The 13,816-nt window shown below is 64.5% G+C and carries 15 protein-coding genes; 4 read left to right on the top strand and 11 right to left on the bottom strand.

Annotated features, from left to right (window positions below; genetic code table 11):
• Window positions 1–3 precede the first annotated feature (3 nt).
• Window positions 4–2,574 (top strand): cyanophycin synthetase, encoded by a 2,571-nt coding sequence (gene cphA / locus AC6LJY_RS09245; protein WP_498135797.1) that lies wholly within the window; start codon window positions 4–6, stop codon window positions 2,572–2,574.
• A gap of 177 nt (window positions 2,575–2,751) precedes the next feature.
• Here cphA and AC6LJY_RS09240 read toward each other — a convergent pair whose 3' ends face one another.
• A complete protein-coding gene (locus AC6LJY_RS09240) occupies window positions 2,752–2,880 on the bottom strand; it encodes a hypothetical protein (protein ID WP_255593987.1) in 129 nt (42 codons plus the stop codon).
• Between the two features lie 388 nt (window positions 2,881–3,268).
• On the opposite strand from AC6LJY_RS09240, the gene AC6LJY_RS09235 reads away from it, so the two are divergent.
• The 3 genes from AC6LJY_RS09235 (at window position 3,269) to AC6LJY_RS09225 (ending at window position 4,111) form a co-directional block, all read left to right on the top strand.
• On the top strand, window positions 3,269–3,469 hold the full coding sequence (locus tag AC6LJY_RS09235; RefSeq protein WP_046802701.1) for a CsbD family protein: 201 nt from the start codon (window positions 3,269–3,271) through the stop codon (window positions 3,467–3,469).
• 45 nt (window positions 3,470–3,514) lie between these two features.
• A complete protein-coding gene (locus AC6LJY_RS09230) occupies window positions 3,515–3,679 on the top strand; it encodes a DUF1328 domain-containing protein (RefSeq protein WP_006218179.1) in 165 nt (54 codons plus the stop codon).
• A 93-nt stretch (window positions 3,680–3,772) separates the two neighbouring features.
• On the top strand, window positions 3,773–4,111 hold the full coding sequence (locus AC6LJY_RS09225; RefSeq protein ID WP_046802700.1) for a BON domain-containing protein: 339 nt from the start codon (window positions 3,773–3,775) through the stop codon (window positions 4,109–4,111).
• A 240-nt stretch (window positions 4,112–4,351) separates the two neighbouring features.
• Here AC6LJY_RS09225 and AC6LJY_RS09220 read toward each other — a convergent pair whose 3' ends face one another.
• The 10 genes from AC6LJY_RS09220 to AC6LJY_RS09175 form a co-directional block, all read right to left on the bottom strand.
• Window positions 4,352–5,224 carry a PhzF family phenazine biosynthesis protein gene (locus tag AC6LJY_RS09220; RefSeq protein WP_498135796.1) on the bottom strand — a complete coding sequence of 291 codons (873 nt, stop codon included), beginning with the start codon at window positions 5,222–5,224 and terminating at the stop codon, window positions 4,352–4,354.
• An 86-nt stretch (window positions 5,225–5,310) separates the two neighbouring features.
• Window positions 5,311–6,723, bottom strand: a complete 1,413-nt coding sequence (locus AC6LJY_RS09215; RefSeq protein ID WP_498135795.1) for a 4Fe-4S binding protein — start codon at window positions 6,721–6,723, stop codon at window positions 5,311–5,313.
• A gap of 39 nt (window positions 6,724–6,762) precedes the next feature.
• Complete coding sequence (locus tag AC6LJY_RS09210) at window positions 6,763–7,614, bottom strand: FTR1 family iron permease (RefSeq protein WP_219991919.1); 852 nt, start codon at window positions 7,612–7,614, stop codon at window positions 6,763–6,765.
• 13 nt (window positions 7,615–7,627) lie between these two features.
• The gene (locus AC6LJY_RS09205) at window positions 7,628–7,981 is read right to left on the bottom strand and encodes a cupredoxin domain-containing protein (RefSeq protein WP_046802874.1); all 354 of its coding nucleotides are present in this window, start codon (window positions 7,979–7,981) and stop codon (window positions 7,628–7,630) included.
• A 2-nt stretch (window positions 7,982–7,983) separates the two neighbouring features.
• Entirely contained in the window at window positions 7,984–8,520 is a 537-nt protein-coding gene (locus tag AC6LJY_RS09200; protein WP_046802873.1) for an iron transporter, read from the bottom strand.
• Between the two features lie 232 nt (window positions 8,521–8,752).
• On the bottom strand, window positions 8,753–9,319 hold the full coding sequence (gene phaR / locus AC6LJY_RS09195) for a polyhydroxyalkanoate synthesis repressor PhaR (RefSeq protein ID WP_006218172.1): 567 nt from the start codon (window positions 9,317–9,319) through the stop codon (window positions 8,753–8,755).
• 121 nt (window positions 9,320–9,440) lie between these two features.
• Window positions 9,441–10,178 carry an acetoacetyl-CoA reductase gene (phbB, locus tag AC6LJY_RS09190; protein WP_046802696.1) on the bottom strand — a complete coding sequence of 246 codons (738 nt, stop codon included), beginning with the start codon at window positions 10,176–10,178 and terminating at the stop codon, window positions 9,441–9,443.
• 77 nt (window positions 10,179–10,255) lie between these two features.
• Window positions 10,256–11,890, bottom strand: a complete 1,635-nt coding sequence (locus AC6LJY_RS09185) for a PHA/PHB synthase family protein (protein ID WP_498135794.1) — start codon at window positions 11,888–11,890, stop codon at window positions 10,256–10,258.
• Window positions 11,891–12,013: 123 nt separating this feature from the next.
• Entirely contained in the window at window positions 12,014–12,778 is a 765-nt protein-coding gene (gene pgeF / locus AC6LJY_RS09180; RefSeq protein WP_120154379.1) for a peptidoglycan editing factor PgeF, read from the bottom strand.
• Complete coding sequence (locus AC6LJY_RS09175; RefSeq protein WP_498135793.1) at window positions 12,766–13,797, bottom strand: RluA family pseudouridine synthase; 1,032 nt, start codon at window positions 13,795–13,797, stop codon at window positions 12,766–12,768. Before AC6LJY_RS09175 ends, pgeF begins: the two co-directional genes overlap by 13 nt.
• Window positions 13,798–13,816 lie beyond the last annotated feature (19 nt).

Here is a 13,816-nt window from a genome sequence, read left to right as displayed (position 1 = left end):
GCCATGGAAGTTTCCCGTATCCGTGCCCTGCGCGGCCCCAATCTGTGGAGCAAGAACACCGCGATCGAGGCCATCGTTTCGTGCGCCGACGCCGAGTGCTCCATCGATAACCTGCCCGAGTTCGAAGCCCGCCTGCGCGCGCGCTTGCCGCAAACCGGGCTGATGCGGCCGGAAGGCCATCAAGGCGCGGTGTCGATCGCGCACGTGTTGCAGATCGTCGCGTTGACGATGCAGGCGCACGCCGGTTGCCCCGTCACCTTCGGGCGCACCTCGTCCACCGTCGAGCCCGGCGTGTTCCAGGTGGTGGCCGAATACAGCGAAGAAGAAGTCGGCTTGCTGGCCATGGAGTTGGCGCAGCAACTGGTGCGCGCCGCGCTGGACGACACGCCGTTCGACTTGCCCGATGCGCTGAAGCGTTTGCGCGATCTGGACGAAGACGTGCGCCTGGGACCCAGCACCGGTTCTATCGTGAACGCCGCCGTCGCCCGCAACATTCCCTATCGCCGCCTGACGCAAGGCAGCATGGTGCAGTTCGGCTGGGGCAGCAAGCAGCGCCGCATCCAGGCCGCCGAGACCGACCTGACCAGCGCCATCTCGGAATCGATCGCGCAAGACAAAGACCTGACCAAGATGCTGCTGGACGCGGCCGGCGTGCCGGTGCCCATGGGCCGCTCGGTAACGAGCGCCGAAGAGGCATGGGAAGCCGCGCAAGAGTTGGGCGGCCCCGTGGTCGTCAAGCCGCGCGACGGCAGCCAGGGCCGGGGCGTGGCGGTCAACATCGAAACGCGGGAACGCGTGATCCAGGCATTCGAAGTAGCCGAGGAAGTCAGCTCGGAAGTTATCGTCGAACGCTATATTCCCGGCCACGACTTCCGCCTGCTGGTGGTGGGCGGCGCGCTGGTTGCGGCATCGCGCCGCGACCCGCCGCAAGTGACCGGAGACGGACAGCACACCATCCGCGAACTGGTCGACCAGGTCAACGCGGACCCGTTGCGCGGCGACGGGCACGCTACCTCGCTGACCAAGATCCGCTTTGACGACATCGCGCTGGCCACGTTGCAAAAACAGGGCTTTGACGCGGATTCCGTGCCGCCCCCCGGCACCCTCATCTTCCTGCGCAACAACGCCAACCTGAGCACGGGCGGATCGGCCACCGATGTGACCGACGAAGTGCACCCCGAGATGGCCGCGCGCGCGGTCTCCGCCGCGCGCATGATCGGTCTGGACATCTGCGGCGTGGACGTGGTGGCCGAAAGCGTGCTGTACCCGCTGGAAGAGCAGCATGGCGGCGTGGTCGAAGTCAACGCCGCGCCGGGCCTGCGCATGCACCTGAACCCGTCGTTCGGCAAGGGCCGCGCGGTGGGCGAGGCCATCATCGCCAACATGTACGCGGACGGCGACGACGGGCGTATTCCGGTCGTGGCCGTGGCCGGCACCAACGGCAAAACCACCACGGTGCGCCTGACGGCCCACCTGCTGGGCGCCGCCGGTAACCGCGTCGGCATGACCAATTCCGACGGCGTGTATATCGACAACCTGCGCATCGACACCGGCGATTGCAGCGGCCCGCGCAGCGCGCGCAGCGTGCTGATGCACCCGGACGTGGACGCCGCCGTGTTCGAAACCGCGCGTGGCGGCATCCTGCGCGAGGGCCTGGCGTTCGACCGCTGCAACGTGGCCATCGTGACCAACATCGGCATGGGCGACCATCTGGGCCTGGGCTACATCAGCACCGTAGAAGACCTGGCCGTGGTCAAGCGCGTGATCGTGCAGCACGTGCACCCGTCGGGCACCGCCGTGCTGAACGCCGCTGATCCTATCGTGGCCGAGATGGCCGCCAGCTGCCCGGGTTCAATCACGTACTTTGCGGAAGACCGCAACCACCCCGTCCTGGCCACGCACCGCGCGCAGGGGCTGCGGTCGGTGTACCGCGACGGCGATGCGATCGTGGCGGCGCAAGGCGCCGAAGAAACGCGCTTCCCGCTGGCCGACATTCCGCTGACGCGCAATGGCACGATCACCTTCCAGGTTGAAAACGCCATGGCCTCGATTGCCGCGGCATGGGCGTTGAACCTGGACTGGGACGTTGTGCGCCGGGGCCTGGCCACGTTCGTGAACGACGCGCAGACGGCCCCGGGCCGCTTCAATGTGTTCGACTATCGCGGCGCCACGGTCATTGCCGACTACGGCCACAACCCCGACGCCATCCTGGCGCTGGTACGCGCGGTGGACGCCATGCCGGCCAAGCGCCGCTCGGTGGTCATCAGCGGGGCGGGCGACCGCCGTGATGAAGACATCCGCATGCAGACGGAAATCCTGGGCGCCGCCTTTGATGACGTGCTGCTGTACCAGGACCAGTGCCAGCGCGGACGCGCCGACGGCGAGGTGCTGGCGCTGCTGCAAGAAGGCCTGGTGGGGGCGCCGCGCACGACGCACATCGAGGAAATTCATGGCGAATTCCTGGCCATCGATACGGCGCTGGGCCGCCTGAAAGCGGGCGATCTGTGCCTGATCCTGGTTGACCAGGTGGAAGAAGCGCTGGCGCACATCGCGCACCGCATCGCCCAGCCCTGAGGGGCGGCGCGGCGGACACGCCGCAATACGAAAACGGGGCGCAGCGCGCCCCGTTTGCATTTCAATCGCGGCATTTCAGCCGACGCATTTCTGCCGACGCATGCCACTCACCGCATGCCGCCCGCCATGTTCTCGCCCGCCGTGCGCAAGACGAGGGGGGCCTGAGATCCCCTGCGTTCAGGTGCTGGGCGTGGCCGCTTCCAGCGCGGGGCCGGTGGCCTGGTACTTGTCCGTCACGTGCGTGCATCCCACCGCCGCCAGCGCGGCCAGCGTCAGCAAGAGAGCGCTGCAAAGTCGTTGCGTCATGCGTACCTTCCTTTTTCGTTGATGAAAAGCTTGAGGGTTGGGCACGACTATACCGGCCGGGCCTTGCCGCCACCAGCGTGGCGAAGGCGGTTGCCCCACGCGCCGCCGGGGAAATCGACGCATCTTCCGTTACCAGCCCCGCTCAAAAGGGGACAAGACATTGCCGGAATGTAACTCCTGCGAGGCGCTTTCCCCCGGGATTTTTCCCTCGAAAAATCGCGTCCGCCAAGCCATCCGGCGCTGTTACATATACCCACAGCCGCGTTTGACAGCCCCTTTGGCCACTCGTAAGTTAGGGGCTAGCTGATCAGCGTTCAAGTCAACCGCGACAGCAGGAACTTATAGGCCATAAGCCCTGTGTCGCACGAAGATAAGAAGAGAGGTCACCATGAATAACGACATCATCGCCGGCAAGTGGAAGCAAATGACTGGCAAGGCCAAAGCCGCCTGGGGTGAGCTCACCGACGACGAACTGACTCGCACGGAAGGCAACGCCGAACGCCTGGCTGGCCTGATTCAAGAGCGTTATGGCAAGACCAAGGATGAAGCGCAAAAGGAAGTCCGGGATTTCTTCGACCGCAATCCCTGAATCCTCCCACCGCCTTGATCGGTCGAACTCACTGGAGAAGCTGACATGTTGCATTACGCCGTAGTTTTCTTCGTCATCGCGATCATCGCGGCGGTTCTCGGCTTTGGCGGTATTGCCGCCGGGGCCGCGGGTATCGCCAAGATCTTGTTCTTCGTATTCCTGGTGCTGGCGCTCTTGTCCATCTTGAGCGGCGCGCTGCGAAAAAAATAGAACACGCCGATAGCACGCATACCCTACTGAAAATTTGATCCTCTGCCGCGCAGACGCATCACGCGGCAGACCATACTAATAAGGAGCACGACTATGGAATTTCGCAAGCTGATCGCCGCCGCCGCACTGGGAACTGGCGCTGTCTTCACTTCCATGGCTTTCGCGGCGGATGATGGCAAGCCCAAGCAATCCGTGGGCGAATATGCCTCCGACGCAACCGTAACGACCAAGGTCAAGGCCGCTTTCGTTGCCGACAAGCAACTGAGCGCGTTGGACATCGCCGTGGAAACCAACAACGGCGTCGCGACGCTGACCGGTACCGTGGGCACGGCGGCTGAAGCCGACCACGCCGCTACCGTCACCCGTGGCGTTGAAGGGGTGAAGCAGGTGAAGAACAACATCAAGGTCGACCCGGCCAAGAACAAGAAGTAAGGCAGGTTTGTCAGGACGGCCGCGTTCCATACCGGGGCCTAGAGAGAGAGGGCGGCGCCTGTGGAGACACAGGCGCCGTTTTCTATGGGCGAACACAATGCAGCGGACACAATGCAGCGGCCGCAGCGCAGCCGCACGGCGCCGCCACCGCCAAGAACCGGCGACCGCGCAGCGCCCGCCTTGCCCCGGGCGGGATGCCCCGGGTCGTACGCCCCAAATCACACGCCCCCAATCAGATCGTCAGATCGTGACGGTGCCCCGCCCGATTTCCAACGCACGGCCGCCCACCTGGATGCGGCCGTCGGCATGCACGTCCAGCAGCAAGCGGCACGGCCGGCCCATCTGGTCGCCCTGCTCGACCAGGATGCTGGCGGGCAAGGGCTGCTGCTTGTGGATCAACCAACCGCCCAGATTGGCGCAGGCCGATCCCGTGCCGGCGTCCTCGTCCACGCCGCCGCCCGCCTTGGCAAAGAAGTAGCGCGCCACGACCACCTGGCGCGCATCGCGCACATGGCCTTCGTCAAACGCGAACAGGTACATCGTTTTGCGGCCCAGGCTGCTGGCTTGCCAGCGGCTTAGCTTGGCGGAGTCGGGCATGGCGCGGCGCACCGCGTCCACGCTGGCCAACGGGACCAGCAATTGGTCCGCCCCGGTATCCACCCAGATGGGATCGCTTGCCAGGTCATCTGCCGACAATCCGACCAGCGACGCGATTGCCGCGCGGTCTTGCTCGGGCGGCGCCGTCTGCACGCCGTTGGGGCACGGCGCGGTGAAGGTCCAGGCGTCACCTTGCGCCTGCACCGGCACCACGCCCGCGGCAAATTCCAGCGTCAACGCATCGCCGGTGCCACGAATGTCGCGCACCACTTGCGACGTGCCGATGGTGGGGTGGCCGGCAAACTTCATCTCGTAGCCCGGCGTGAAGATGCGCACGCGCGCATCGGCCCTGTCGGACGGCAGGATGAACGTGGTTTCGGACAGATTGAACTGCGCGGCCAGGTTCAGCATGGTGGCGTCGTCCATACCGCGCGCGTCTTCAAACACGCAAAGCTGGTTGCCGCCGAAGGTGGACGACGCAAAGACGTTAAGCAGGCGAAAGGCGTAGGAGGTCATGAGGGGAATCAAGCAGGGAAAGCGCCGGCACCCGGCAAGGCTTCCCACTTTATCGCAGCGCCCGGCAGCGATCCATCGCGCATCGCTTACCAGATTGCAAAGAAAAACACCCATGCCATGCAGAACGGTGCCAAGCCCGCGGCCAGCACCGCCCACGCCGCTACCTTGCGCGTGGCGGTGACGGGGCGTGGCGCCAGCAGGCGGGCAAACAGGCGCAAGGTCCACAGCACGGCAAGCGTCAACAGCGTGAAGCGCACCGGGCCGGCCCAGCCCGCTTGCACGCCTTCGTGCTTGAGCAGGTTAACGGTGGTGGCGGACAGGCCCAGGAACACGCCGATGCCGGCCGACGGGATCAGCGCCTGCGCCAGCTTGTGCACGCCGGGGCGGATCCAGCGCGTTGCGGCGGCATCGGCCGAGGCGGCATCGACCGACGGCGCAGCGGGCGCCAGGCGGTCGGCCAGCCACAGCGACAGGAAGCTCGCGCCGCCCACAATCACGGTGGCGCCGATGACGAACATCAGGATGCCCGCGCCGTCCAGCCACGAAAAGCTGTCGTTGACATCGGGGTAGTGCGTCAGGATGAACCAGGGCGCGTTGTCCATCAGCGGCCACATGATGTCGTGCTCGACCAGCCACGTCGCGGCCCATTGCTTGGCCGTCACGTACCAGGGGCTGGCGCTCCAGAGGAACGCCCCGATGGCGATGCCCATCAGGCCGAAGCACAGCAAGGCGGTCTGCCAGGCGTCGCCATCCGAAACGTGCACGATTTCTTCTTCGGGCGAACGCGGCGTCAGGGCGATGGCGCCGCGATAATCGCTGCACCGACCGCACATGTGGCAATCGCCCGCGCCCTTCATGTGACGCAGCGGCACCAGCGGCGCGCAGTTGATGGGCTCGATGCGGATGACGGGGTGACGCCACTTTTCTTCATCGACCTTGAAGTGCCACGGCGCCAGCTTGGCCAACAGGTTGAACACGCCGTTGACCGGGCACAGGTATTTGCACCACACGCGCTTGCTGCGGCCATACCGCCAGCCGACGATCATGGCGGCCACGGTCGAACCGCCCAGCACGGCCAGCACCGCCAGCGGGTATTGATACACGCTGACCAGTTGGCCGTACACCGTCGTCAACGCAAACGCCACAAACGGCCAGCCGCCCCAGCGCATCCACTTCGGGATGGCGCGGCCCTGCCCGCGCTCGCTGGCCCATTCGGTCAGCATGCCTTCCGGGCAAAGCCAGCCGCACCACGCGCGGCCCAGGATCGGCATCGAGATCAGCACGAACGGCCACCAGACGCCCCAGAAGGCAAACTGCGCAACGATGGTCAGGTTGTTGAACACCGATGCCGCGTTGTCGGGCAAGGGCATGATTGCGGGCACGATCAGCAGGAACGCGTACAACGCAACAATGCCCCACTGAAGCTTGCGCAACAGCGGGGCATGGTCACGGAGAAAATCGGCGATCCGGGAAGTCACCCTCCCGAGTACAGCAGCCATGGTTAAACCTTCAATATTCAGTCCGGCATCACGTCGGAATCAAGATGCGTTGCGTGCGGGGACCGGCGCGCGGGCCGGCTTGCCGCCCACCCAGCGCAGCAGCGCCCACACCACGATCCAGTAAGCCACCCACAACAACACCGAAATCAGGGCGGGCAGCGCGCGGTAGCCTGCGAAGTCGGCCAGGACCTTGCCCACGCCGGTGCTGTCGCTCAAGAGCCACGAGCTATCCCAGACGGGATCGATGATGGTGGGCAGCACGTCCAGCGAAATCAGGTGATCCAGCCCGCCGACCAGCAGCGAACCGGCCAACAGCAGCAGCAGGATTTCGGTCACGCGGAAGAAGCGGCGCCACGTAATCATCTTGCCGCCCAACTGCAACAGCCAGAACGTCAGCAGGGCCACGGCAAAACCGGCCACACCGGCCAGGGCCAGCTTGGCCATGTCGCCGCCGCCCTCGCCCGCCGATACGGTGCCGTACAGAAACACCACCGTCTCGCTGCCCTCGCGCGCCACGGCAATGGCCACCAGCACGAACAGGCCCCACCAGTTGTCATTGGCAACGGAACTGCGCGCACCGCTTTCCAGTTCGCCTTTAAGCGTGCGGCCGTGCTTTTTCATCCACACGACCATCTGCACGACCAGCGCGCAAGCGGCTAGCGACATAATGGCCTGGAACCATTCCTGGCCTTCGTCGCTAAGCCAGGACGACACGCCAAGCAACACCAGGGCCAGCGCCACGGCCAGCGCCAGGCCCGCCGCCACGCCGCCCCACAGGTAGTTCAGCCCGCGCTTGCCTTCCGGCGTCGCGCGCAGCCAGGTGTACAAGATGCCTACCACCAGCAGGGCTTCAACGCTTTCGCGCCAGACGATAAAAAGGACCTGTTCCATGTATGGCTACCGCTTATTCCTTGGGCTTGACGACCAGGGTGCCTTTCACGCTTTGGTGAAAGTCATCAAAGAAGGGGTACTCGCCGGGGCGGGAAATGGTGATGACGACGAAGGATTTAACCCCCGGCCCCAACACTTTTTCCTTGCGCAGCGGAATGCTCTCAAATTCCACCGGCTCGTTGCTTTCGTTGATGAGTTCAATCTTGAAACGGCCGGCGGGCACTTCCAGGGTTGCCGGCTCGAACGTGCCGTCCGGCTTGAACCTGAGCGTGAACGTCGGCAATTCGTCCGCCTGCGCGGGCGCCATGCCGGCAAGGCCGGCCAGGCCGATCAGTGCGGCGGCAACAACGCGAAGCAGGCGGCGCACGATCAATATCCGCCCTTCTTGCCGGTGCCGGCGTAGACGAATTCGTATTCCAGTTCAAAGGGCTCGAACCACGGGCCCACGCCGGTTTCCTTGTCGACGTGGCGGCCGAAGTGAGCCATCTTGTTTTCGGACGGCGGCAGGATCGAGTACTTCAGCTTGTACTTGCCCGGGCCTTCCAGCTTGACGTTGTCGCCATAGTGCGGACCGTCGTTGGCGACCATCGGCATGAAGGTGCCTTTCTGCACGTTCTGGCTGCCGACCTTCTGGATCTCAAAATTCACGACCAGGTAAGGCACCCATTCGCCTTCCGGGAAGCCGGTTTTGTTGCCGGCCGTGGCGTGGATATCGGCCTCAAGGTGCACATCGGAATCCTTGGCGGGGCGCATCATCCCGGGCGGGTCCATTTCAATCGGCTGCAAATACACCGCGCCGATTTCCATGCCGCCCTTCTCAACCGGCTTGCCAATGGGGTATTCGGCCGCGTTGGCGGCCGACACGCTCATTGCAACAATGGCCAGCGCCAAGGCTTTCTTGATCATGTGCATCATCCTGAGAGACTCAAATTGGGTATCGGCTCTAAAAACATAAACAAGAACCGTTTGCATTAATGTAACGAAAAAAACTGACATATCCCTGAACCAAAAGGCCCGGGATGCATCAGTTCGTTGCGTTATCTCAAAGGGAAAAGCGGCCACAAAAAAGCCGGCGGGGACGATGCCACACCGGCTGCTGGCAGGGCAAAAAGCGCGGATGCGCCCTTGCCGCTTGGCGCTATTTGCGACCCTGGCCCGGCGTGCTGCCCGGCGTGAACGGGAACGTCGAGAACATCGCGCGCGTCTGGTCCTGCATTTGATCCTGCATCTGCACGAACAGGTTTTTGCTCTGGTCGATGTAGTTGTTCATCATGTTTTGCAGCATGGGCGTTTGCACGTTCATGAACTGCGTCCAGGCTTCCGGCCCGAACTGGCTGCCGTACAGCCCCTTGGACTGTTCCGCCATGCGCGTCTGGATTTCCATGAAGGCCTGGATGTTCTTTTCAAGGTAAGAACCCATGATGCCCTGCATGGCGTGCCCGTAGAAACGGATGATCTGCGACAGCATGTTCGACGAGAACATGGGCATGCCGCCGCTTTCCTCTTCCAGAATGATCTGCAAGAGGATGCTGCGGGTCAGGTCTTCGCCGCTCTTGGCGTCGACCACCTGGAATTCTTCATTGGCCAGGACCAGTTGCTTGACATCTGCCAGAGTGATGTAGGTGCTGGTCCGGGTGTCGTATAGGCGACGGTTGGGGTATTTTTTAATCAGGCGCAGGCTGGCGCCGGTTTGTGCTTGCGTCATGTGTGTCCCCGGATCGGGCGATCTCTAAGACTTCGAATAGGGTGGAGTGTAATGCCGGAAGGCCCTCTCCCCGAGGCCTTCCAGCGCCTTGAGCCGCCGGGGGGCGGCCCGCTAGCCTTCATCAGCCCATGTGCAGGCCGCCGTTCAGCGAGAAGTCCGCGCCGGTCGAGAAACCGGATTCGTCCGACGCCAACCACGACGTCATGGAGGCGATTTCCTCGGGCGTGCCCAGGCGTCGCACCGGAATGGTCGCCACGATTTTTTCAAGCACTTCGGGGCGGATGGCGCGAACCATGTCCGTGCCGATGTAGCCCGGCGAAATCGTATTGACGGTGACGCCCTTGCTGGCCACTTCCTGCGCCAGCGCCATGGTGAAACCATGGATGCCGGCCTTGGCCGTGGAATAGTTGGTCTGGCCGAACTGGCCCTTCTGACCGTTCACCGAGCTGATGTTGATGATGCGGCCCCACTGCCGTTCAACCATGCCCTCGATGACCTGCTTGGTCACGTTGAACAGGCTGTTCAGGTTGGTGTCGATCACCGCGCGCCAATCGTCGGCGCTCATTTTGCGGAACAAACCATCGCGGGTGATGCCCGCGTTATTGACCAGCACGTCGACCCCGCCCAGCTCCGCGGTGACCTTTTCAAAGGCCTTCACCGTGGATTCCCAGTCGGACACGTTGCCCACCGACGCATAGAACGTGTAGCCCTGCGCAGCCTGCTCATCCAGCCATTGCTGGTAGTTGCGGCTGGGGCCGCAACCTGCCACGACGCGAAAGCCATCCTTGGCCAAGCGCTGGCAAATAGAGGTGCCGATACCGCCCATCCCGCCTGTTACGTAAGCCAGTTTTCCGCTCATTGGACTTCCTCCTGTGTGCGACGGACGCCTCGTTGATTAACTTCTTATTAGCCCGGGGTAAACCGCGTCGTGCGGTTTCAGGCTGCCCGGACCTTCACATACCTGCCAGGCGCCGGCTCGATCGGCTGGTACTTGGCATTGCCTAATTTTGTGCGCGCCTTGATCTGCTTGCCCGAATGGTCGGCCAGCCAGGCCGTCCAGTCGGGCCACCAACTGCCCGCGTGTTCGGTGCTTTGCGCGAACCAGGCGTTCGGGTCGCCCGGCATGTCATGGCCTTTCTTGCCCAGCTTGTCCGCGACCCAATAGCTGCGGCGCTTCTTGGCGGGCGGGTTCACCACGCCCGCGATGTGGCCCGAGGCCCCCAGCACGAAGCGCTGCGGTCCGCGCAGCAATTGCGTGGAGGCATAGGCAGACACCCAGGGCACGATATGGTCTTCGCGCGAGCCAAAAATGTACGCCGGCATCGTCAGGCGCGTCAGGTCCAGCGATGTGCCGGCCGCTTGCGCGCGGCCCGGCACCTTCAGGTTGTTTTCCAGGTAGGTATTGCGGAAGTACCAGGAAAAGAACGGCCCGGGCAGATTGGTGCTGTCGCCATTCCAGAACAGCAGATCAAACGGTGGCGGCTTCTGACCCTTCAGGTAGTTGCCAACCACGTAGTTCCAGACCAGCTCGTTGGGCCGCAGGAACGAGAACGTGGTGGCCAGGTCACGGCCGGGCATCAAGCCGCCGTTGCCCAGTTGTTGATCGCGCAGCAGCGCATGGGCTTCGTCGACAAAGACCTTCAGCACACCCGTGTCGTGAAAATCCAGCAGCGAAGTCAGCAGCGTCAGCGACGCTACCGGCTGTTCACCGCGCGCCTCGGCCAGCGCCAGCGCCGCCGCCAGCATCGTGCCGCCCACGCAGAAACCCAGCGCGTTGACCTTGGGTTGCTTGGTGATGTCGCTGGCCACGCGCAGCGCTTGCAGCACGGCGTCGTCCAGGTAGTCGGTCCAGGTGGCGCGGTCCACGCCGTCGGTGTCGCTGGCCAGCGGGTTGCGCCAGGAAATCAGGAATACCGTGTAGCCCTGCCCCACTGCGTGGCGCACAAAGGAATTTTCGGGCTGCAAGTCCAGGATGTAGAACTTGTTGATGTTCGGCGGCACGATGACCAGCGGCCGCTCGTAGACCGTAGCGGTCGAGGGCGCGTACTGGATCAGCTGGAACAGCTTGTTCTCGAACACCACTTCGCCGGGCGATACGGCCACGTTGCGGCCGATCTCGAACTGCGATTCATCGGTTTGGGTGATGCGGCCTTTCTTGACGTCGCCAAGCAGGTTGGCCAGGCCTTCATTCAACGCGCGGCCGGCGCTTTCGACGATGGACTGCTGGGCGTCCGGATTCAATGCCAGGAAGTTGGACGGCGACAGCGCGTCCACCCACTGCATGATGGAAAAACGCAGGCGCTCGCGCATGGGTTCGCTGACCTGGGCGGCGTCAACCATGCGCTGCATGGCGCGCGCGGACAGCAGGTACGTGTGGGCCAGCAGCAGGTGCGAGCCATTGGCGGCCCAGGCGTCGCCGGCAAAGCGGCGGTCAGCGGGAGGCACAAGCGCGCCGCGCCGGGCGTCGTCACAAAGGCGCTGCCACTCGCGAGAGAATTCGGCCTGAATTTCGGCCAGGATTTCCGGTGCCACGCTCACCGGAATGGGTCCTGCGGAGAGATTGGCGTTCACTTCCACACCTTGTTATCGACACTGCTCGATTGATGTTGCATTCCGGGTCCATCACTGTCAATGCGGGTATACAAGGAGTTTCGCCGCACGGGTTTGCGCCCTGTGCAGCGGCCTTGCGCCAGATCAAACCGGGTCGAGCCAAGCCAGCAACGCCATGCGTCCGGTTTCGGTATCGCGGCGGTATGAAAAGAAGCGCTGCGGGTCCGACACCGTGCACATGCCGCTCAGGGCCACTTCTTGTACCCCGGCGCGGCGCAGGCGGAAATCGGCCAGTCCGGCGAGGTCGGCCAGCCACTTTCCCGATAGACCGGGACGCGGCGTGAAGAACCGCAGCGTGGCCGGGTCGTCCGCCGTGAAGGCGTCCAGCACGTCTTGCCCCACTTCGAATTCGGTCGGGCCGATGCCGGGGCCGACCCAGGCGCGCCAGCCGCCGGCGTCGGGCGCCTTGGCTTGCATGGCCGCCAGCGTGTGTTCCAGCACCCCGCCCGCCAGGCCACGCCAGCCGGCATGCGCCGCGCCCAGCACCTGGCCCCGGCCGTCGGCGATGACAACGGGCAGGCAGTCGGCCACCATGATGGCCAGCACGCGCCCCGGTTGCGCCGTGACGCTGGCGTCCACCGCGGGTTCGTCGGGCAAGTCAGGCGCATCGGCATCGACCACCTCGCTGCCGTGCACCTGACGCAGCCACAGGGGCTCGCCCGGGACGGCGGCGCGCACGCGGCGTCGGTTTTCGGAGACCGTGTCGGGGTTGTCCCCGGCGCGGCGCCCCAGGTTCAGGGAATCATGCGGCGCCACGCCCACGCCCCCGGCACGGGTCGTGCAGAAGTACGAGACGCCCGGCCACGACGGGCCGGTCACAACAGGCAGGCTGGCGATCACGCGGTCCATGCAACGGTTTCCTGAACTAACGCCATGTCGGCCGGAACGTCAGCGGCGAATTGCACGTCGCCGTTGCCGCCGGGGTCATCGAAATGCAGGGCGCGCGCGTGCAGCATCTGGCGCGTGGCCCCGGCAATGTTCTTGCCGCCATAGATGGTATCGGCCAGCAGCGGGTGCCCCAGGCTGGCCATGTGGACGCGGATCTGGTGGGTGCGGCCGGTTTCCAGGCGACACACCACTTCCGTGACGCGACCACCCGGGTCCACCTGCCCGCGCCGGACCGGCGAGTAATTGGTAATGGCGGGTTTCGGGGCAACGGGGCGCTCGACGCTCATGCGCACGGGCACGCGGGCATCGCGCCCGATCGCGCGGTCGACCCGGCCGGCCGCCGCCATCCAGCCATGGGCCAGGGCGACATACTCGCGGCCCATGCTGCGCGCCTGCAATTGGCGCACCAGATGGGTCTGGGCCTTTTCATTGCGGGCCACGACCATGAGCCCCGAGGTGTCTTTGTCCAGCCTGTGTACGATGCCGGCACGCGCCACGGCCGCCAATTCCGGGTAGCGGTACAGCAGGCCGTTGAGCAGCGTGCCGCTCCAGTTGCCGGCGCCCGGATGCGTCACCAGGCCCGCGGGCTTGTTCACGACGATCCAGTCGGGGCTTTCGTCCACAACGGTGAATTCAACGGGTTCGGGGGTGAAGGCGCGCGCGTCAGGGGCGGGCTGGGCCCACACCAGCAGTTCGTCGCCCGGGCCAACGGTCTGGCGAATCTTGCCCGGCGCGCCGTTGACATGCACGTTGCCGGATTCGATCCAGCCTTGCAGCCTGCTGCGGGAATGGTCGGGCAGCAAGCCGGCCAGCACCTTGTCCAGCCGGTCGGCGCGGGTGCTGGAAGGCACGGTTACACGTTGCGGTTCACCCCGGTTTTCGGCGGGGTTTGCCTCGGTGATTTCGTCGGAGTTTTCGTCAGGAAGGCCCAGGAGTTCGTCGTCGGAAACGAGATCTGTGCCGGCGGCTGTATCGGACATGGAGACAAATCATATAATC

It is taken from the genome of Achromobacter sp. RT286_PF (assembly GCF_059760425.1).
This window is presented reverse-complemented; position numbering and strand designations above follow the sequence as displayed.